We start from the raw sequence: 20,158 nt of genomic DNA, 5'->3' as shown, positions 1-20,158 counted from the left end.
ACTATTTTTCTGGCGCCCCGCGCGCTAGGCTCGATGCTTGCAAGAGCCGGACGCCAAGATCCGGCCTCATGAGGAGGAACACGATGCTCGAAGAGCGCATCTCGGAGATCGACGCCGAGGCGGCCGCAAAGTCCGTTTCCGAAGCCGTCACCCGGCTCGGCGCCTGCCCGCACGACTGCCCCGATACCTGCTCGATGATCTACACCGTCGAGAACGGTCGGCTGATCGACGTGCGCGGCAACCCCGACCACCCGATGACCCGCGGCGCCCTCTGCGGCAAGCTCAAGGACTTCGACCGTCACCACTACAACCCCGATCGCATCCTCTACCCGATGCGCCGCGCCGGCCCGAAGGGCAGCGGCCTCTTCGAGCGGATCACCTGGGACGAGGCGCTCGCCGAGATCCACCGCCGCTTCACCGGCATCATCGAGACGCATGGGGCGGAGGCGATCCTTCCCTACAACTACCTCGGCAACGAGGGCGTGGTGCAGGGGCTCACCGTGGGTGACGCCTTCTTCAACCGCCTCGGCGCCACGGTGGCGGAGAAGACCTTCTGCGGGTCCGGCTCGTGCACGGCGTGGCTGCTCACGGTCGGCCCGACCAACGGCACCGACCCGATGAGCTTCGCGCAATCGAAGCTGATCGTGATCTGGGGCTGCAACTCGGTCTCGACCAACATCCACCACTGGCACGTGGTGAAGGAGGCGCAACGCCACGGCGCCCGCGTCATCGTGATCGACCCCTACCGCTCGCGCACCGCCGCCCAGGCCGATTGGCACCTGATGCCCAGGCCCGGCACCGACGGCGCGCTCGCCATGGCGATGATCCACGTCATCGTCGAAGAGGGCCTGACCGACGACGACTACATCGCCCGCCACACGGTCGGCTTCGAGCCGTTGAAGGAACGGGCGCAGGCCTTCACGCCGGAATACGCGTCTGAAATCTGCGGCATCCAGGCCGATGACATCCGGCAGCTCGCGCGCGAATACGCCACCACCCGCAACGCGGCGCTGCGGCCCGGCGTGGCGGTGGAGCGGAGTGCCGGCGGCGCCCAGGCGCTGCGGGCGATCTTCTCGCTTCCCGCCCTCACCGGTTCTTGGAAGGATCCGGGCGGCGGCGTCTACCAGATGCCGCTCTGGGAATTCCCGGTGCACTGGGACCGGGTCTGCCGGCCGGACCTGATCCCCGAGGGCACGCGGGTGCTCAACGTGCTCAAGCTCGGCGAGGTGCTGACCGGCGAGGCCGGGATCGAGCCCGGCATCCACGCCCTGATGGTCTACAACGCCAACCCGGTCTCGAACTCGACCGAGACCGCCAAGATCAAGCGTGGGCTCGCCCGCGAGGATCTGTTCACGGTCGTCAGCGAGCACTTCGTCACCGACACCGCCCGCTACGCCGATATCCTGCTCCCGGCCACCATGGCGGCCGAGCACGACGACATGATGTTCTCCTGGGGGCACTTCTTCTTCACGCTGAACCAGAAGGCGATCGAGCCGCTGGGCGAGACGGTCTCGAATGCCGAGCTGTTCCGGCGGCTGGCCAAGACCTTCGGCTTCACCGAGCCGCAGTTCTCCATGAGCGAGACCGAACTCATGGAATGGTATCTCGATTGGGAGAGTCCGAAGCTCGGCGGCATCGGCATGGACCATTTCCGCCAGCACGGCTGGTACCGCCTGAACATCGGCGATCCGGACACGCGCACACCGCATGCCGAGGGCAACTTCCCGACGCCGTCCGGCAAGTGCGAGTTCTACTCGGAAGCGGCGGTCACGGGTGGCAATTTCGTCGCGCCGCCCTTCCGGCAGATGTACGAGCAGTTCCAGGGCGGCGAGGCCCTCGACCCGCTGCCGGGCTACGTGCCGGCCAACGAGCGGCCGGAGACGAATCCGGCCCAAGCCGAGCGCTATCCCCTCAACATCGTCTCGCCGAAGAGCCACGGCTTCCTCAACTCGCAATACGCCAACGAGGCGCACAAGGTCCGCGCACAGGGCGAGCAGACGATCCTGATCAACCCGAGCGACGCCCAGAGCCGCGAGATCGGCGAAGGCGCGCTGGTGCGGGTGTTCAACGATCGCGGCGCCTTCCACGGGCAGGCGCGCGTCACCGACGAGGTGCCGCCGGGGCTCGTGATCGCCTCGCTCGGCTACTGGCACTCGCTCAACCGCGACGGGGCGGTGAACGTCATCAGCGCCTCGACCTATGGCGGCATGGGCCACTCGCCGACCTTCAGCGACAACCTCGTGCAGGTCGGGCTGGCGCAGTAGCGCGACGCGAAGACGATTCGCGTAGGAGGCCCCGCGCGCTATAACCCCTCGGCCCGCCGCTCCGACACCGGATCGCGGCGGGCCGTTTTTCGTTCGCCGGGGTTCGATGTCCGATACGCTGCTGACCGTCGAGGATCTCTCGGTCGCCTTCCGAAGCGGGACACGTGAGACGCGCGCGGTGGACCGCGTCAGCTTCGCCATCGAGCGGGGGGAGACCCTGGCCCTGGTCGGCGAATCCGGCTCCGGCAAGTCGGTGACGGCGCTCTCGATCCTGCGGCTGCTCGACGGCGCCGCGCATCATCCAGGCGGAAAGATCCTGTTCAAGGGTCGCGACCTCCTGGCCTTGCCCGAGCGCGAGATGCGCGCGGTGCGCGGCGCGGACATCACCATGGTGTTCCAGGAGCCGATGACCTCGCTCAACCCGCTCCACTCCATCCAACGGCAGATCGGCGAAGTGCTGGAGATCCACCGCGGCCTGAAGGGCAAAGCGGCGCGCACCCGCATCCTCGAACTCATGGATCTCGTCGGCATCCGCGATGCCGAGCGGCGGCTCGGCGCCTATCCGCACGAATTGTCCGGTGGCCAGCGCCAGCGGGTGATGATCGCCATGGCGCTCGCCTGCGAGCCCGACCTGCTGGTCGCCGACGAGCCGACCACCGCCCTCGACGTCACCGTGCAGGCGCAGATCCTCGCGCTGCTCGCCGACCTGCAAAAGCGGCTCGGCATGGCGATGCTGTTCATCACCCACGACCTCGGCATCGTCCGGCGCATCGCCGACCGGGTCTGCGTGATGCTCGCCGGCCGGATCGTCGAGGCGGGTCCGGTCGATCGGGTCTTCACCCGGCCCCAGCACGAATACACGCAGCGCCTCCTCGCCGCCGAGCCCACCGGCCGGGCGAACCCGGTGCCCGATGACGCCGAGGAGCTGGTCGAGGCCGGTCCGCTCAAAGTGTGGTTTCCCCTCAAGGCGGGGCTGCTCCGGCGCACCGTCGGCCACGTCAAGGCGGTCGATGGCGTGCGGCTCCGGGTGCGGGCGGGCGAGACGGTCGGCGTCGTCGGCGAATCCGGCTCGGGCAAGACCACCCTCGGCCTCGCTCTGCTGCGGCTCACTGAATCCGAGGGCCCGATCGTGTTCCTCGGGCAGCGGATCGAGGGGCGCGGCCCCGCCCTGATGCGGCCCCTGCGCAAGGACATGCAGGTGGTCTTCCAAGATCCCTACGGCTCGCTCTCGCCGCGCATGTCGGTGGGCGACATCGTCGCCGAGGGGTTGGCCGTGCAGGGGCTGGTAAAGGGCGGCGACGAGCGCCGCGCCCTCGTAGCGAAGGCGCTCACTGATGTCGGGCTCGATCCGGCGGCGATGGACCGCTACCCGCACGAATTCTCCGGCGGCCAGCGCCAGCGCATCGCGATTGCCCGCGCCATCGTCTTGAAGCCCCGCTTCGTCGTCCTCGACGAGCCGACCTCGGCGCTCGACCGTTCGGTGCAGGCGCAGATCGTGACGCTGCTGCGCGACCTCCAGCGCGAGCGGGGCATCGCCTACCTGTTCATCAGCCACGACCTCAAGGTGGTCCGCGCGCTCTCGAACTACGTCATGGTGATGCAGCACGGCCAAGTGGTCGAGGAAGGCCCGGCCGAAGAGATTTTTGCCGCACCGAAGACCGACTACACCCGCACCCTGTTCGCGGCGGCCTTCGAAATGGACGCCGCCACCACCGCCGAGATCGAGCCGGCCTGAACGCATGGCCCGCGCCCTCCTCATCGTCCTCGATTCCGTCGGCATCGGCGGCGCTCCGGATGCGAACCGCTACGGCGATTCCGGCTCCGACACGGTCGGGCATATCGCCGAGGCCTGCGCCGCCGGGCGCGGCGACCGGCCGGGTCTGCGCACCGGCCGTTTACGCCTGCCGAACCTCGCCGCGCTCGGCCTCGGGCTCGCCTGCGAGGGCGCCACCGGGCGCATGCCGCCGGGGCTCGCGCCGGAGGGACCGGTGCAGGCGCTCTGGGGCCACGCCGTCGAGACCGCTTCGGGCAAAGACACCCCGTCGGGCCATTGGGAGATCGCGGGCGTGTCGGTGCGCGAAGATTGGGGCCACTTTCCCGATACGCAGCCCGCCTTCCCGGCGGAGCTGACGGCGGAGCTGATCGAGCGGGCAGGGCTGCCGGGCATCCTCGGCGACCGCCACGCCTCGGGCACCGCGATCATCGACGCGTTCGGGGCCGAGCATGTCCGGACGGGCCGGCCGATCTGCTACACCTCGGCCGACAGCGTGTTCCAGATCGCCGCGCACGAGGAGACGTTCGGGCTGGAGCGGCTCACCGAGACCTGCCGGATCGCGCGCGAACTTTGCGACCCCTACCGCGTCGGCCGGGTCATCGCCCGGCCCTTCCTCGGCAGCGAGGCGGAGGGGTTCCGCCGCACTAGCCGCCGCAAGGATTTTTCCGTCGCGCCTCCGGCCGGGACGCTGCTCGACGGTTTGGAGGCTAAGGGCCGGGCGGTCGTGAGCGTCGGCAAGATCGGCGACATCTTCGCCCACCGCGCCACCGGCCGCGAGATCAAGCCCGCCGGCAACGCCGCCTGCCTCGACGCGGCGCTCGATGCCTTCGCCGGACTGCCTGAGGGCGGCTTCGTCTTCCTCAACCTCGTGGATTTCGACACCGAGCACGGCCACCGCCGCGACGTGCCGGGCTACGCCGCCGAACTGGAAGCCTTCGACGCCCGCGTGCCCGAGATCCACGCGGTCCTGAGGCCCGGCGATCTCTGCGTCATCACCGCCGACCACGGCAACGACCCGACTTGGACCGGCACCGAGCACACCCGCGAGCAGGTGCCGGTGCTGGCCTTCGGACCGGAGATCGCGCCCGGTTCGATCGGGCCGCGCGAAACGTTTTCGGACATCGGCGCGTCAGTCGCGGCCCATCTCGGCCTGCCGCCGCTCGGGGCGGGCAAGGCGTGGTGGTGAGGACCGTACAGAGCCCTCTCCCCGCATGGCGGGGAGAGGGGAGTGTCAGCGCGAAAACTTCTTGTACTTCAGCTTCTTCGGGATAATCGAATCGAGGCCGAGGCGGCGCTTCTTATCCGCCTCGTATTCCGAGAAGTTGCCCTCGAACCACTCGACGTGGCTGTCGCCCTCAAAAGCGAGGATGTGGGTCGCGATGCGGTTCAGGAACCAGCGATCGTGGCTGATGATGACGGCGCAGCCCGCGTAATCCTCCAGCGCGTCCTCGAGGGCGCGCAGGGTCTCCATGTCGAGGTCGTTGGTCGGCTCATCGAGGAGCAGCACGTTGGCGCCGCCCTTGAGCGTACGGGCCAGATGCACGCGGTTGCGCTCACCGCCCGAGAGCGTGCCGACCTTCTTCTGCTGGTCGCCGCCCTTGAAGGCGAAGGCCGCGCAATAGGCGCGCGAATTGATCTCGCGCTTGTTGAAGTAGATGATGTCGTTGCCGCCCGACACTTCCTGCCAGACGGTCGCGTTGGGATCGAGCGCATCGCGCGACTGATCGACGTAGCCGAGCTTGACCGTCTCGCCGACGGCGATCGCCCCGCCGTCGGGCTTTTCCTGGCCGGTGATCATCTTGAACAGCGTGGTCTTGCCGGCGCCGTTCGGGCCGATGACGCCGACGATGCCGCCTGGCGGCAGCTTGAACGAGAGATCCTCGATCAGGAGGCGATCACCGAACGCCTTGTTGAGGTGGTCGAACTCGATGACGTTGGTGCCCAGCCGCTCGTCGATCGGGATGACGATCTGCGCGGCCGCGTCGATCTTGTTGTTCTGCTTGGCGACCAACTCCTCGTAGCGCGTGATACGCGCCTTCGACTTCGACTGCCGGGCCTTGGGCGAGGCCGAGATCCACTCCTGCTCGCGATTGATCGAGCGCTGGCGGGCCATGTCCTCGCGGCCCTCCTGCTCCAGGCGCTTCTGCTTCTGCACCAGCCACGCCGAGTAGTTGCCCTCGTAGGGGTAGCCCCGTCCGCGATCGAGCTCGAGGATCCAGCCGGTGACGTTGTCGAGGAAGTAGCGATCGTGGGTCACGATCAGGATCGCGCCCGGATACTGCTTGAGGTGGCCCTCCAGCCAGTTCACCGTCTCGGCGTCGAGGTGGTTGGTCGGCTCGTCCAGAAGCAGCAGTTCCGGCTCCCACAGCAGCAGCTTGCACAGCGCGACGCGGCGGCGCTCGCCGCCCGAGAGCGTCGCAACCGGCTGCTCGTCGCTCGGGCAGCCGAGCGCTTCCATGGCCTGATCGACCTTGGAATCAAGTTCCCACAGGTTCTGGGCCTCGATCTGGTCCTGGAGGGCGGTCATCTCGTCCGCCGTCTCCTCGGAATAGTTCATCGCGAGTTCGTTGTAGCGGTCGAGCAGCGCCTGCTTCTCGGCGACGCCCTCCATGACGTTCTCGCGCACTGACTTGTTCGGATCGAGCTGCGGCTCCTGCGGCAGGTAGCCGACGCGCGCGCCCTGCGCGACGAAGCCTTCGCCGGTCCAGTCCTTGTCGATGCCGGCCATAATCTTCAGCAGCGTCGACTTGCCGGCGCCGTTGATGCCGAGCACGCCGATCTTGGCGTCGGGGTAGAACGACAGGTTGACGTTTTCGAGGACCTTCTTGCCCCCGACATAGGTCTTGGTCAGACCCCGCATGTGGTAGATGAATTCGCGGGCCATGTACGTTCGTCCTGCGTGAAGCGTGGGAGCCGGTCGGGCCGGCGCTCGCGGATGCGTGGCCTCTCGCGCGAGGCTGGCTCTGTCGAGCCGAGGGGCTCGAGCCATGCCGCGCGGGGCGCCGTCCGCTCGCGGATGAAGAATTTCGTGTTCGAGTATCAGGGCCGCCCGGCAGGGGCAAGGCGGCGCCCGGCAAGGGCAAGGCGGCGCCCGGCGCCGGCCCGATGTCGGGCAGGGGTGAAAGGTCCTCAGGCGAAGGGGTTGCGCACCGGCTCGGCCGCCTCCGGCTCTTCGGGCACGGCGTCGGGCAGATCCTCCGCTTCGAGGGTGGCGACCACCGCGTCGAGCAGACTCTTCAGCGCTCTGGCACGCTTCAACCCTGCCCGGTCACGGGTGAGGTCGAGGCTGCCGTGCAGGGCGATGCGCTGCCTGCCGTTCTCGATGGAGAAGCCGGCGAAGGTCTGGACGCCCGCATCCTCCGCGAAGGGACGGAAGTGGAGGGCATCGGCTTTGCGGCGCGGCATCGGGGACTCCTTGGCTCGATCATCGTCCGAATCCGAAAGCCGGTGGCCACCTTTCGGGACGATGCTCTAGAAGATCGCGCGCATCAGCTCGCGCCAGAGCCGGCGCAGGACATCGACGGCCAGTTGCTTGAGGAAGTCGGCGAAGGATTCCTGGCCGCCGCGGGAGAATTCCTGCGGCTCGGGCAGCGCCATCGCCTTAGCCTTGCTCGCCTCGGGCAGCGACGGGAACACGTCGAGCCCCGCCGTCTCCCGCAGGCTCGCGAGCGAGACCGCGCGCCACTCCGCGCCTGCCGCATTCGGTACGAGATAGGCCCCGGCCTCGCCGGTGCGCGGATCGTAGATCGCCTTGAACATCTGGGTCGGCACCAGCACCCGCCCCTTGATCGCCCCGACCGAGCGGCCCTCGAAGATCGGGCCGGTCACGACGAAGATCTCGCCGCGCTCGGCGGCCAGCCGGCGCACGCTCTCCTCGATCGCCGCCCACAGGCCGCGGTTCACCGCTCGGTTCTGGGGCACGATGTTGGCGAGGCTGAAGGATTCGGCCTGGGCCACCGCGCTCGGCATGTCGCCGGCCGGCGCGAGATGGCCGCGGTCGTAGCCGCTGCGGACATAGTCGGCCAGGCTCGCGCGGTCGTCCTCGGGCAGCCGGTCCTCGTCGTGGAAGGCGTCGGCGCGCTCGACCCGCCGGGCGGCGGACACGCTCCGGCGCGTCAGGCGCTCGGCGGCGTAGAGCGGCGTGCGCGAGACGCCCGAATGGAGCACGGCGAAGGCCTCGAAGCAGAGCGGGACGGCTCTGTCGGCCAGCTTCGGGTTGGTGAGCGTCGGCGCCCGGCCGTCCGCGAACAGGGTGGGGCAGGCCGGCGCCTCCGGCAGGGCCTGGGACAAAGCCGCGTGCGAGACGACGACAAGGAGAAGAGCCGGAACGAGCGGACGCAGTGCCATCGCCAAGTTAGTAGCAGACCCGGACGCGGCGGGGGCCGGACGGCGTTTCGCGCCAGCGGAAGCCGCAGGGGCGCCCGAGCGGATCGATCAGCGGACGGATGTCCCGGTCCGGCGGTCCCGGCGGGCGGCGGCAGCGAACGTCGTCGGGGCAGCGCGCCGTGCCGGGGTAGGGCCTGCCGGCATCCGCCGCCCAGGCCGCGCTCCCACCGATCAGGGCGAGCGCCAGCGCGGCCGCGGCCGGTAACGTTGCGGCGATAGGCATCGGGCGGCAGCCTCAGGGATGAGCGGGCGAGATGTTGATCAATGCAGCCTTCATCCATAATTGAGGGCGCGTCACGCGTGAAATCGTGAGGCTGCCTTAACTCTGAAGGCAGACGAAGCGGCCGAATCGTCTGAAAGACGCGCCGCTGTTGCAGCAAGATCATGGTATCCCATGATCGGTTTGCGCTAGAATGATCGTTCATATGTCCCGGGAGAGCGGTTTCCGGGGGCGGGCGAGATCCGAAGGCAGGCCGCGTTCGAGGATTCGGGCGTGCGGCCCTGCAAGAGCCGCCTGCCGACGGGAACGCATTGAGAGACGGGTGAAGGCTTTGGCACTAGCGGACACGACGATCCTTGAGGGTCTTGAGACGCCGGATCGTCTCCGGCTTCTGCCGGAGAGCGAGCTTCGGCGGGTGGCCGACGCGGTGCGCGCCGAGATGATCGACGCCGTGTCGATCACCGGTGGCCATCTCGGTTCGGGGCTGGGCGTGGTCGAGCTGACGGTGGCGCTCCACCACGTCTTCGACACCCCCGACGACCGCATCGTCTGGGACGTCGGCCACCAGTGCTACCCGCACAAGATCCTCACCGGCCGCCGCGACCGCATCCGCACGCTGCGCCAGGGCGGGGGCCTGTCCGGCTTCACCAAGCGTTCGGAGAGCGAGTACGACCCCTTCGGCGCGGCGCATTCCTCCACCTCGATCTCCGCCGCGCTCGGCATGGCCGTGGCGCGCGACCTCGACGAGGCGGACGCCAAGGCTGCGGGCGGCCCGGCTCTGAGGCGCCGCAACATGATCGCGGTGATCGGCGACGGCTCGATGTCGGCGGGCATGGCCTATGAAGCCATGAACAATGCCGGCGCGCTGCACTCGCGCCTGATCGTCATCCTCAACGACAACGACATGTCGATCGCGCCCCCCGTCGGTGCGATGTCGGCCTACCTCGCGCGGCTGGCCTCGGGCGGCACCTACCGCTCGCTCCGCGAGACCGCCAAGCAGCTCGGCAAGCTGCTGCCGAAGGCGCTCTACCAGCGCGCGGCGGCGGCCGAGGAATATGCTCGCTCGCTGATCGTCGGCGGCGGCACGATGTTCGAGGAGATGGGCTTCCACTATGTCGGCCCCGTGGACGGGCACAACCTCGACCACCTGCTCCCCGTCCTGAAGAACGTGCGCGACTCGGATCAGGGCCCGATCCTGCTCCACGTCGTCACCCAGAAGGGCAAGGGCTACGCGCCGGCGGAAGCCAGCGCCGACCGCTACCACGGCGTGGTCAAGTTCGACGTGGTCTCGGGCGTGCAGGCCAAGGCCAAGGCCAACGCCCCGGCCTATACAAGGGTGTTCGGCGAGAGCCTGATCAAGGCGGCCGATGCCGACCCGAAGGTGGTGGCAATCACCGCCGCCATGCCCGGCGGCACCGGCATCGACCTATTCGGCAAGGCGCATCCCGACCGGACCTTCGACGTCGGCATCGCCGAGCAGCACGCGGTGACGTTTGCCGGCGGCCTGGCGACGGAAGGCTACAAGCCGTTCGTGGCGATCTACTCGACCTTCCTGCAGCGGGCCTACGATCAGGTCGTGCACGATGTCGCCCTGCAGAACCTTCCGGTGCGGTTCTGCCTCGACCGGGCCGGTCTGGTCGGTGCCGACGGCGCGACCCATGCGGGCGCGTTCGATCTGGCCTATCTCTGCTGCCTGCCGAACATGACGGTGATGGCCGCCGCCGACGAGGCGGAACTGGTGCACATGGTGGCGACCTGCCACGCGCACGATTCGGGCCCGATCGCGCTGCGCTACCCGCGCGGCGAGGGGGTCGGCATCGAACTTCCCGAGAAGGGTGAGCCGCTGGCGATCGGCCGGGGCCGTGTGGTGCGGCGTCCGGAAGGGGCGCGGGTCGCGCTGCTCTCGCTCGGCACGCGCTTGTCGGAGGCGCTGAAGGCGGCCGACGCGTTGGAGGCCGAGGGTGTCGCGGCGACGGTGGCGGATGCGCGCTTTGCCAAGCCGCTGGACGCGGAGCTGATCGTCGATCTGGCGATGAGCCACGAGGTTCTGGTGACGGTTGAGGAAGGCTCGGTCGGCGGCTTCGGGGCGATGGTGCTGCACCTGCTGGCCGAGCGCGGCGTGCTCGACACGGGCCGGGTCCGGGTCCGCACGCTGACGCTGCCGGACAGCTACCAGGACCACGACAAGCCGGAGAAGATGTACGCCGAGGCCGGTCTCGACGCCGACGGCATCCTCAAGGCCGTCCGCGCCGCACTGCCGGAGAAGGCGGCGCAGCGCGAGGGCAGCGTGGTGAGCCTGAAGCGGTAGCCTCCGACAACGCCCTCCCCCCGCAGGGGGAGGGCAAGAGGCGTGTTACTTGATCACCGCGCAGCCGATGCGCGAGCCCGCGCCGCCGATGGGCTGGCTCGTGTGGTCGTCCTCGTTGGCGTGGATGATCAGCGCCGAGCCGTCGCCGTCGCGCAGGCCGCCCTCGCCGGTCAGCGGGGTTTCGCTCGACACTTCCGCGTTCACCGAGCCGTCGGCGTTGGCGAAGACGTTGGGCAGGTCGCCCTCGTCCGGGCCGTCGGGGTTGAGCAGGCCGTGCTTGCTCTGGTCGTGGTTCACGTGGGCCTTCGACTTCTCGAACTTTTCCGTGTCCGAGCAGTCGCCGACGGCGTGGAAATGGATGCCGTGCCAGCCCGGAGGCAGGCCGCCGGCCTGAATCGATAACCGCATGACGAGGGAGTTCGCCCCGTCGCGGATCATGATCTTGCCGATGGTGTCACCCTTGCCGTTGGTGATCGCGCTCTCGTAGGTCTGCGGCGCGCCGGCACTCTCCGTCTTGGCGGGGGCCGGCTCCTTCGGAGCCTCCTTGCCATCCTGCGCGAAGGCGGATCCGGCAAGGCCCGCGAGCAGGGCCGCCGCCAAAGGGATGGCGACCGGTATACGGCGGATGGCAGGCGTCGTGGCCCCTCGCATGATGGCATCTCTCATGAACTGACTCACTCCGTTGCTGCGGCCCGGCGGTTCCGCCCGGGATTCCGCCACCGCTTGAGGCGGTGCGCAATCCGGGCTACCCGGCAAAAGCGGATTTCGCATCGCCCTTTTCGGACGAGCCGGCACGCGCCGTCTCAGGCGATGCTGTAGGTAACGCGAAGCGGCGCATTCCGACAGGGGACGGGCCGGTCCGTCTCGATCACGTGAGCATCGTCCCGAAAGGCGGCCACCGGCTTTTGGAAAAGAACGATGCAACATCGAAATCCGAAATTTTCGTCCCGGACCCGGTATTCGGGACGAGAGCCTCGGGCGCGGCGGAGCGGTTTGCGAAAGGGTGACCGATGACGGGCGAGCGGCTGCGGGCCGACCGGTTCCTGGTCGAGCGCGGGCATTTCCGCAGCCGGGCGCAGGCGCGGGCGGCGATCGAGGCCGGTCTCGTCAGCGCCGACGGCCGCCTCGTCACGCGCCCCTCGGATCTGGTCGAGGCCAACGCCCGGATCGAGGCGTCGGCCCCCCACCCTTACGTCTCCCGCGGCGGCCTGAAGCTTGCCGCGGCGCTCGACGCGTTCGGCCTCGACCCGACGGGTCTTCCCTGCCTCGATGTCGGCGCCTCGACCGGCGGCTTCACCGACGTGCTGCTGCGGCGCGGCGCGGCCCATGTCCACGCCGTCGATGTCGGTCGCGACCAGCTCGACGCCGCCCTGCGCGCCGACCCGCGGGTGACGAGCCTGGAGGGCACCGACATCCGCGCCCTCCCGCCGGGCGCGATCCAGCCGGCGCCGCGGCTGGCCACCATCGACGTGAGCTTCATCGGCCTGCGCCTGGTCCTGCCGGCGGTGGCCGCTCAGCTCGCCGACGAGGCCGCGATCGCCGCGCTGATCAAGCCGCAATTCGAAGCCGGCCGCGAGCGGGTCGGGCGCGGCGGCATCGTGCGCGATCCGCACATTCATGCCGAGGTCTGCGAGGGCGTGCGCGCCGTACTCGTCGGCCTCGGTTTCACCGTGTCGGGGCCGATCCCCTCCCCCATCGAGGGCGGCGACGGCAACCGCGAGTTCCTGGTCGCCGCGAGGCGTTCCTCTCATGATTGATCCCATGTCCGACGTGATCGAAGAAACCCTGACCATCGCCCGGCTCGGCGCCCGCGGCGACGGCCTCACGGAGGGCGGGCTGGCAGTGCCCGGCGCCCTGCCCGGCGAGCGCGTGCGGGTGCATCGCGGCGACCGAATCGGCACGTTGATCGCCGTGGAGGAGGCGTCGCCGGAGCGGATCGCGCCGTTCTGCCCGTATTTCTCGGCCTGCGGCGGCTGCGCCGTGCAGCACCTCGCCCCCGCCCCTTACGCGGAGTGGAAGCGCGGCATCGTCGCCGGGGCACTGGGGCAGGCGCGCATCGAGACCACGCTGATGCCGCTCCTCGACGCCCAGGGAGAGGGCCGGCGGCGGATCACCCTGCACGTGCGTGAGATCGAGGGCCGGGCGCGGGCCGGGCTGATGGCCGCGCGCAGCCACGCGCTGGTGCCGATCGACCATTGCCCGATCACCGTGCCGGGCCTGCACCGGGCGCCGGCCGTCGCGGAGGCGCTCGCCGCCCCGCTCGGGCACGGCCGCAAGCCGCTCGACATCGCCGCCACCGCCACCGTGACCGGCCTCGACATCGACATCCGCGGCCACGGGCAGGTCAGCGACGGCGTCCGAGGCGTCCTCACCCGGCTTGCCGGCGAACTCGACCTCGCCCGTCTGTCGATCCACGGCGACGTGGTGGTCGAGCGCCGCCCGCCCGCGGTCGGCGAGGGGCCGGCCCGGCGCGTGCCCTCGCCCGGCAGCTTCCTTCAGGCGACGCAGGCCGGCGAGGCGAGCCTGACCGCCCTGGTGCTGGAGGCCATGGACGAGGGCAAGGCCAAGGTGCGGCGCGTCGGCGACCTGTTCTGCGGCAGCGGTCCCTTCGCCCTGACGCTCGCGGCCGGCGCCCGTGAGGTCCACGCCGCCGAGGGCGAGGCAGCAGCGATCACCGCCCTCATCCGCGCCTACCGGGCCGGAGCTGGTTACGCCCGGATCACGGCGGAGGCGCGCGACCTGTTCCGCCGCCCGTTGCTCGGGCCGGAACTTGATGCCCTCGACGCGGTGGTGTTCGACCCGCCCCGTGCCGGAGCCGAGGCACAGGTGCGCCGGATCGCGGAATCGAAGGTGCCCCTCGTCGTCGGCGTGGCCTGCGATCCCGGCACCTTCGCCCGCGACGCCGCGACCCTGATCGCGGGCGGCTACCGGTTGGAGCGGGTCACGCCGGTGGATCAGTTCGCGTGGTCGGCCCATGTCGAGCTGGTCGGGGTGTTCCGCAAGCAGGCGAAGGTCACCGGCCGAACCCTGCGCCGCCCGCGCTGAACCTTGATGGCGGGAGATCGGGGCGCTGCCTCGAGACCCCGCCAAAGGGATGATCCCCTTGGGATCTCGGGTTTTAGAGCATCGTCCCGAAAGGTGGTTGCCGGCTTTCGGAACAAAGACGATGCAAAAACAATAGCTTGGAGCATCGTCCTAGATCCGATATCCAGGACGATGCGCTAGCGGAGTCCCGCGGCCGCGAGGGCCTCGCGCAGGGCCTCCGGGTCGATCGCGAAATCCCGAAGGTACTCGGGCGCGTCCGACGGGATCCGGGAGCCGAACACCGCCGCGTAATCCTGGCCGCAGGCGGTGGCGATCTCGCCGTAGAACCGGTCCTCCCAGCCCTCCGGCACGAGGTGGATGACCGGCGTGCCGGGCCGGCAGAAGACCGTGTTGGCCATCCCCGCCCCGGCAATGCCGACCACAATCTCGGCGGCCGAGAACCGCACCACCTGCTGCCGCACGCTGGTGAGTTCGGGGTCGAAGACCTCGAAGCCGAGGCCGCGCAGCCCGCCGAGTACGGCGTCGCGGTTGGCGAGCCCCCGGCCCCGCCCCGGATGCCGGTCCACGAACAAGCGCAGGCCTCGCCCTGTGAGCCTCCGGAGCGCGAACAGCGCGCGCGGCAGGCGGGTCCGCGCCTGCACCTGCCCGGTGAGATATCGCAGGGCGTGCGGCGACTTGCCCGTGCTCGGCAGGCTGCACGGCGTGGCGTGGTGCAGGCGGGCAAAGCGGTAGGTCTTGTACCGGTCGAGGAAGCGGATCGCGACGCGGTGGCCCAAGAGGAGCTGGATCGAGCGGCGCCGCGCTGCGTCGATATGCGGGAAGTAGGACACGAGCGCGACGGTGATCGGCACTCCTGGATGACGTTTGCGCAGCAGCGCAAGCGCGTGCAGCCGGGGCAGGTCGTCGATCAGCCAATGGCCGTAATTGAACGAGCCTGCGGAGTTGAGGAGGAAGACGAGGCCCGCTTCCGCGATAGTCTCGTCCACATGCAGGAAGCCGGGGCCGGGGCCGGGCACCACGTGCCGCTCCTGCGGCCGATAGGTCTCGAACAGCACCTGCGGCCGGCCGTCCTTGACATGGAACAGGGCGTTGCCCGCAAGGCGCACGTCGCGGGTCTCGCATAGCAGGGTCGGCGGTCCCGGCGGGCGTGGCGCCGCGAGCGCGGCCCCCTGCTTCTCGCGGAAGGCGGCACTGCCGCCGAACAGGCGCGGCGGCGCGGGGTCGTGCGCGGGAAAGCCGGGAAACACCGCGCCGACCACTTCTGTAAGCGGGCTTACCCGTTCCCGCAGCCGGTCGAGCAGGGCGGCATCGCCCGCGAATCCGCCGTCGCGGTACAGGTGCCCGGCCTCGCAGGTGAGGACGAGGTTGTCCTCGATCAGCCGGGCATGCGCCGCAGCCTCATCCGCTTGCGTGTCGTTCAAGCCTGCTCCTTACGGGTCCCGCCGTGACGCCCGTCCCTTCAAGGAATTCGCAACACCGCTGGGGCATCGTGCCGAAACCCGGAGGGTACCGTCCGGTATGATGCTCTAGACCCTTGTCTTCGCATCATCTTTTTCCGAAAGCCGGCGGCCGCCTTTCGGGATGATGCTCTAGCATATCGCTGCGGGCGAAATCCGACGCATGTCTTCGTGCCCAGCCGCATTTGCCTCGGAACGGCCGGCGCCTGTAGAGCCTCGGCCCGCCCGCGCGTTCGGCATTGGCGAAGACGGTTGAGGAGGGGCGGGACTTCGTGTCGGACACGGCCACCGATCACATTCATGTCGGCAAGGACGGTTGGCTGTTCGTCGTCGCCGGCAGCAACAACGTCATCGCGCAGTTCAACGAGTCGGGCTTCATGGCCCACCAGACCGAGCTGTGGCGCCAGCGCATCGCCGGCCGTGCGGCGCGCGCGCGGGAACTCGGCATCGCCTACCACCACGTCGTCGTCCCGGAAAAGCTCAGCGTCTACGACGGCTTCCTCGATGGGATCGCCGTCGATCACCGCCTCTCCCCCGCCCGCCGCCTGATCCGCGGCCTGCCGCGGCGGTGGTGGCTTTCCCGGCTGAAGGGGCATCTCCGGGAATGGCCGGTCACGCGCGTCCTGCGGCGGACCTGCATCGACCTCGTCGAGCCGATGCGCGCGGCCCGCGCGGGGGAAGACCTGTTCTACCGCACCGACAGCCACTGGACCTTCGCCGGCTGCCACCTCGCCTATCGCGAGATCTGCCGCGCGCTGCGGGCCGCGCCCTGCCCGGACCTCGCCGCGCGCGGATTCCGCGAGACCGAGATTTCCGGCGATCTCGGAGGACGGTTCGATCCGCCGCGCATCGAACGGACGCGCATCCACGACCTGCAGCGCGATGCCGTGCGCCGCTACGCCAGCCCGATCGTGCAGGCACGGGAGGCGGCCGGCCGCGCCGACACGCTCCATGTCGGCTCGCACGTGATCTACGCCAACGCCACGCCCCGCGACCCGCGCCGCCTCGTCCTGTTCGGCGATTCCTACTCGCACTTCGCGCCGCTGATGCTGACGATCATGCTCGCCGAGACCTTTGCCGAGGTGCATTTCGTCTGGAGCACGTCGGTCGATTGGTCCTATGTCGAGCGGACCCGGCCCGACATCCTGCTCACCGAGATCGCCGAGCGGTTCATGTTTCGCGTGCCCGACGACGCGTTCAACCTCGACGACTACGCCGCCGAACGGTTCGGAGAGGAGACGGCCGGGGGAAGCGGCGCGGCAGCCTGAGCGGCGAGCGCGTCAGAACAGCTCGCCTTGCACGGTCTCGGCCTTCGCCGGAGCCCTGCGGCCGGCGGGCGTGGCCACCGGTTCGGGCAGCCCGGCATCGTCGTTGCGCGCGCTGTTGACCCGCTCGCTCACCGGATCGAGCCGCAGCCATTCGTCCGGGCAGGGCCGGCAGAGGCGGGCGGCTTCGGGCGCGTCCACCGCCGCGTCGAGCCACGGCCCGACCGATTCCGGGGCCAGGATCGCCGGCATCCGCTCGTGGATCGCGCTGAGGGTGCCGTTGGCCGAGCAGGTGATGATCGCCGCCGTGTCGACTTCCGATCCGTCCGCGCCCATCCACGGCTCCCACAGGCCGGCGAACGCCATCGGCGCTCCGTCGGTCCGGCGCACCGCGAACGGCGTCTTCGTCGCGGCCTTGCCGGCCCCGTCGCGGCGCCATTCGTAGAAGCCGTCGGCCAGGAACACGCACCGGCGGTGGCGCAGCGCCCCGCGGAAGGCCGGCTTCTCGGCCGCCGTCTCGATGCGGGCGTTGAACAGGGTGGGAAAGTCCGACGGATCCTTCAGCCATGCCGGCCACAGGCCCCAGCGCATCAGCCGGAAATGCCGCTCGCCGCTCTCGCGCATCACGACGGGCACCGGCTGGGTCGGGGCCACGTTGAAGCGGCCCGGAAAATTCGGCTGTTCGGAGTAGCCGTAGAGGGCGCGGTAGACCTCCGGCGGCTGACCGATGAAGAAGCGTCCGCACATGGACGCGATATGGGCGCGGCGCGGGCGCCGGATCAAGCGATAGGGGCGCCCGACTCACAGCGATGACGGAGATCCGACCCTCGCCCTCATCCTTCGAGGCTTCGCTGCGCTCCGCACCTCAGGATGAGGGCGAGGCGTGGAGCGGTCTCAGTTTGTCGCGCCCGGCATGTGCCGAACCGCTATCCACATCCACGCTCAGGCGCTCTAACTTGGGGCCATGACGACCCCCGCGACGGCGAACGCTCCCGAGCCCGTCCTGCAGGTGCGCGCCGTGCCGGGCATGGCCCGGTTCGACGCCGCCGAATGGGACGCCTGCGCCACCTCCCCCGAGACCCTCGGGGCGGGCGACGAGACCTTCAACCCGTTCACCTGCCACGCGTTTCTCTCGGCGCTGGAAGAGGCGGGCTGCGTCTCCCGCCGCACCGGCTGGCTGCCGCTGCATGTCCGCGTCGAGCGCGAGGGCCGGCTGGTCGGCGCCGCGCCCTGCTATCTGAAGTCCCACAGCCAGGGCGAATACGTGTTCGACCACGGCTGGGCCGACGCCTACGAGCGGGCCGGCGGCAGCTATTATCCGAAGCTGCAAGTGAGCGTGCCGTTCACGCCCGTCACGGGGCCGCGCTTCCTCATCGCTCCGGGGGAGGATCCCGACACTGCCGCCTCCGCCCTCGTCGCGGGGCTGCGTGCCCTGCGGGCCGAGACCGAGGCCTCTTCGATCCACATCACCTTCACCCGCGCGCGCGAGGCCGAGCAGGCGCAAGCCCTCGGGATGCTGACCCGCATCGACCAGCAGTTCCACTGGGAGAACGAGGGCTATGCCGGCTTCGACGATTTTCTCGGGGCGCTCGCCTCGCGCAAGCGCAAGGCGATCAAGCGCGAGCGGCGGGAGGCTCTGAGCCGGGGCATCACGGTTGAGCACAAGACCGGCGCCGACATCACGGAAGCCGATTGGGACGCCTTCTACGAGTTCTATCAGGACACCGGCGCCCGCAAATGGGGGCGGCCCTACCTCAACCGGACCTTCTTCTCGCTCATCGGCGCGCGCATGCCCGAGCGCATCCTGCTGGTGATCGCCAGGAATGCGGGCCGGCCGATCGCGGGCGCCATCAACTTCATCGGGGACACGGCGCTCTACGGCCGCAACTGGGGCTGCATCGAGGATCACCCGTTCCTGCATTTCGAGGTCTGCTACTATCAGGCCATCGACTTCGCGATCGCCCGCGGGCTGAAGCGGGTCGAGGCCGGGGCGCAGGGCGAGCACAAGCTCGCCCGCGGCTACCGCCCGGTGCCGATGCATTCGGCCCACGACATCGCCGACCCGGCGCTGGCCCGCGCCGTCGCCGACTATCTGAAGCGGGAGCGCAGCCACGTGAACGCGGCGATGGCCGAGTACGAGACGATGTCGCCCTTCCGCCGCACCTGCGAGGACGCAAACGAATGAGCCTGCAAACGAGCCCGATCGACCGCATCCGCACCTATGCCGACGAGTTGACCGCCCTGCGGCGCGATCTTCACGCCCATCCCGAGATCGGCTTCGAGGAGGTCCGCACCTCCGGCATCGTCGCCGAGCAGCTCGAAAAGTTCGGCATCGAGGTGCACCGGGGGCTCGGCAAGACCGGCGTGGTCGGCGTGCTGCAGGGCCGGCCCGGCGCCCGCCGGATCGGCCTGCGCGCCGACATGGACGCCCTGCCGATCACCGAGGAGACCAACCTCCCCTACCGCTCCACCGTGCCGGGAAAGATGCATGCCTGCGGGCATGACGGGCACACCACCATGCTGGTCGGCGCCGCCCGCTACCTCGCCGAGACGCGGGATTTCGACGGCACCGCCGTGTTCGTGTTCCAGCCGGCGGAGGAAGGTTTGGGCGGCGCCCGCGCGATGATCGCCGACGGCCTGTTCGAAAAATTTCCGGTCGACGAGATCTACGCGATCCACAACGCGCCCCACGGCCCGCACGGCGTACTGCAAGTGCGGCCCGGCCCGATGATGGCGGCGGCCGACTTCTTCGACATCCGCATCACCGGCCGCGGCGCGCACGCGGCGATGCCGCACCAGGGCATCGATCCGATCGTGATCGCGACGGGGCTGGTGCAGGCGATGCAGTCGATCGTCAGCCGCAACAGCAACCCGCTGAAATCCGCCGTGGTCTCGGTCACGCAGATCCATGCGGGCGCTGCCTACAACGTTATCCCCGAGGGCGCGCATCTCACCGGCACCGTGCGCACCTTCGACGCCGATCTGCGCAAGCTGATCGCCACCCGCATCCGCGAACTGGCAGCGGGCTTCGCGGCGGCCTACGGCGCCACCATCGAGGTGGACCTGCGCGACGTGTTCTCGGTGCTCGACAATCATCCCGAGCAGGCGGCGGCCGCCGCCGAGATCGCCGCCGAGCTGTTCGGCTCCGAGAAGGTCGAGGCCAACACCGTGCCACGCATGGGCAGCGAGGACTTCGCCGACATGGTCGCGGCGGTGCCCGGCGCCTACGCCTGGCTCGGCGCGACGCCGGGGCCGGGCCTGCACAACGCGAGCTTCGATTTCGACGACAGCCTGATCCCGCTCGGCGCGGCCTATCTGGCGCGGATGGTGGAGCGGCGCACGGCGGCGTGACGTGAGCCCCCCTCTCTCCGCATGCGGGAGGGAGGGGTTTTGCAACGGCATTCGGATTCGACCGCAAGGGACGGGATGCGCGCGCCGC

The 20,158-nt window shown here is 69.7% G+C and carries 17 protein-coding genes; 10 read left to right on the top strand and 7 right to left on the bottom strand.

The window, feature by feature from the left end; all coding sequences use genetic code 11:
• The first annotated feature begins 83 nt into the window (after positions 1-83).
• From MKK50_RS18695 to MKK50_RS18685, 3 genes are all read left to right on the top strand, one after another.
• Complete coding sequence (locus MKK50_RS18695; RefSeq protein ID WP_499024507.1) at positions 84-2,264, top strand: molybdopterin-containing oxidoreductase family protein; 2,181 nt, start codon at positions 84-86, stop codon at positions 2,262-2,264.
• Between the two features lie 106 nt (positions 2,265-2,370).
• Complete coding sequence (locus MKK50_RS18690; protein WP_499024505.1) at positions 2,371-3,999, top strand: ABC transporter ATP-binding protein; 1,629 nt, start codon at positions 2,371-2,373, stop codon at positions 3,997-3,999.
• 4 nt (positions 4,000-4,003) lie between these two features.
• A complete protein-coding gene (locus MKK50_RS18685; RefSeq protein WP_499024502.1) occupies positions 4,004-5,224 on the top strand; it encodes a phosphopentomutase in 1,221 nt (406 codons plus the stop codon).
• Between the two features lie 45 nt (positions 5,225-5,269).
• On the opposite strand, the gene ettA is transcribed toward MKK50_RS18685, so the two are convergent.
• From ettA to MKK50_RS18665, 4 genes are all read right to left on the bottom strand, one after another.
• The gene (gene ettA / locus MKK50_RS18680; RefSeq protein WP_253373149.1) at positions 5,270-6,922 is read right to left on the bottom strand and encodes an energy-dependent translational throttle protein EttA; all 1,653 of its coding nucleotides are present in this window, start codon (positions 6,920-6,922) and stop codon (positions 5,270-5,272) included.
• Between the two features lie 245 nt (positions 6,923-7,167).
• Positions 7,168-7,443 carry a hypothetical protein gene (locus MKK50_RS18675; RefSeq protein WP_499024501.1) on the bottom strand — a complete coding sequence of 92 codons (276 nt, stop codon included), beginning with the start codon at positions 7,441-7,443 and terminating at the stop codon, positions 7,168-7,170.
• A gap of 66 nt (positions 7,444-7,509) precedes the next feature.
• The gene (locus MKK50_RS18670) at positions 7,510-8,385 is read right to left on the bottom strand and encodes a DNA/RNA non-specific endonuclease (protein WP_499024498.1); all 876 of its coding nucleotides are present in this window, start codon (positions 8,383-8,385) and stop codon (positions 7,510-7,512) included.
• A 7-nt stretch (positions 8,386-8,392) separates the two neighbouring features.
• The gene (locus tag MKK50_RS18665) at positions 8,393-8,647 is read right to left on the bottom strand and encodes a hypothetical protein (RefSeq protein ID WP_253373143.1); all 255 of its coding nucleotides are present in this window, start codon (positions 8,645-8,647) and stop codon (positions 8,393-8,395) included.
• Positions 8,648-8,975: 328 nt separating this feature from the next.
• On the opposite strand from MKK50_RS18665, the gene dxs reads away from it, so the two are divergent.
• A complete protein-coding gene (dxs, locus tag MKK50_RS18660; RefSeq protein WP_499025116.1) occupies positions 8,976-10,952 on the top strand; it encodes a 1-deoxy-D-xylulose-5-phosphate synthase in 1,977 nt (658 codons plus the stop codon).
• A gap of 45 nt (positions 10,953-10,997) precedes the next feature.
• Here the strand turns inward: dxs and MKK50_RS18655 are convergent, their stop codons facing one another.
• Positions 10,998-11,603 (bottom strand): superoxide dismutase family protein, encoded by a 606-nt coding sequence (locus MKK50_RS18655; protein ID WP_499025115.1) that lies wholly within the window; start codon positions 11,601-11,603, stop codon positions 10,998-11,000.
• Between the two features lie 80 nt (positions 11,604-11,683).
• Here MKK50_RS18655 and MKK50_RS18650 point away from each other — a divergent pair, with 80 nt between their 5' ends.
• From MKK50_RS18650 to MKK50_RS18640, 3 genes are read left to right on the top strand one after another with little or no spacing between them, the layout of a single operon-like run.
• The gene (locus MKK50_RS18650) at positions 11,684-11,959 is read left to right on the top strand and encodes a hypothetical protein (protein WP_499024496.1); all 276 of its coding nucleotides are present in this window, start codon (positions 11,684-11,686) and stop codon (positions 11,957-11,959) included.
• Between the two features lie 3 nt (positions 11,960-11,962).
• Positions 11,963-12,709, top strand: coding sequence for a TlyA family RNA methyltransferase (locus MKK50_RS18645; protein ID WP_499024493.1), 747 nt, complete (start codon positions 11,963-11,965; stop codon positions 12,707-12,709).
• Positions 12,702-13,997 carry a class I SAM-dependent RNA methyltransferase gene (locus tag MKK50_RS18640; protein ID WP_499024491.1) on the top strand — a complete coding sequence of 432 codons (1,296 nt, stop codon included), beginning with the start codon at positions 12,702-12,704 and terminating at the stop codon, positions 13,995-13,997. The genes MKK50_RS18645 and MKK50_RS18640 overlap by 8 nt, the downstream gene beginning before the upstream one ends.
• 176 nt (positions 13,998-14,173) lie before the next feature.
• On the opposite strand, the gene MKK50_RS18635 is transcribed toward MKK50_RS18640, so the two are convergent.
• The gene (locus tag MKK50_RS18635) at positions 14,174-15,418 is read right to left on the bottom strand and encodes a glycosyltransferase family 61 protein (protein ID WP_499024490.1); all 1,245 of its coding nucleotides are present in this window, start codon (positions 15,416-15,418) and stop codon (positions 14,174-14,176) included.
• Positions 15,419-15,726: 308 nt separating this feature from the next.
• Between MKK50_RS18635 and MKK50_RS18630 the strand changes: the two genes are divergently transcribed.
• Complete coding sequence (locus MKK50_RS18630) at positions 15,727-16,722, top strand: alginate O-acetyltransferase AlgX-related protein (RefSeq protein ID WP_499024488.1); 996 nt, start codon at positions 15,727-15,729, stop codon at positions 16,720-16,722.
• Positions 16,723-16,734: 12 nt separating this feature from the next.
• On the opposite strand, the gene MKK50_RS18625 is transcribed toward MKK50_RS18630, so the two are convergent.
• The gene (locus tag MKK50_RS18625) at positions 16,735-17,466 is read right to left on the bottom strand and encodes an SOS response-associated peptidase (protein ID WP_499024486.1); all 732 of its coding nucleotides are present in this window, start codon (positions 17,464-17,466) and stop codon (positions 16,735-16,737) included.
• 217 nt (positions 17,467-17,683) lie between these two features.
• Here MKK50_RS18625 and MKK50_RS18620 point away from each other — a divergent pair, with 217 nt between their 5' ends.
• A complete protein-coding gene (locus MKK50_RS18620) occupies positions 17,684-18,904 on the top strand; it encodes a GNAT family N-acetyltransferase (protein WP_499024484.1) in 1,221 nt (406 codons plus the stop codon).
• Complete coding sequence (locus MKK50_RS18615) at positions 18,901-20,070, top strand: M20 aminoacylase family protein (protein WP_499024482.1); 1,170 nt, start codon at positions 18,901-18,903, stop codon at positions 20,068-20,070. Before MKK50_RS18620 ends, MKK50_RS18615 begins: the two co-directional genes overlap by 4 nt.
• Positions 20,071-20,158 lie beyond the last annotated feature (88 nt).

It is taken from the genome of Methylobacterium sp. J-043 (assembly GCF_022829505.1).
Classification (GTDB): domain Bacteria; phylum Pseudomonadota; class Alphaproteobacteria; order Rhizobiales; family Beijerinckiaceae; genus Methylobacterium; species Methylobacterium extorquens_A.
Note: the sequence above shows the minus strand (reverse complement) of the source record. Positions and strands in the feature narration are given on the sequence as shown.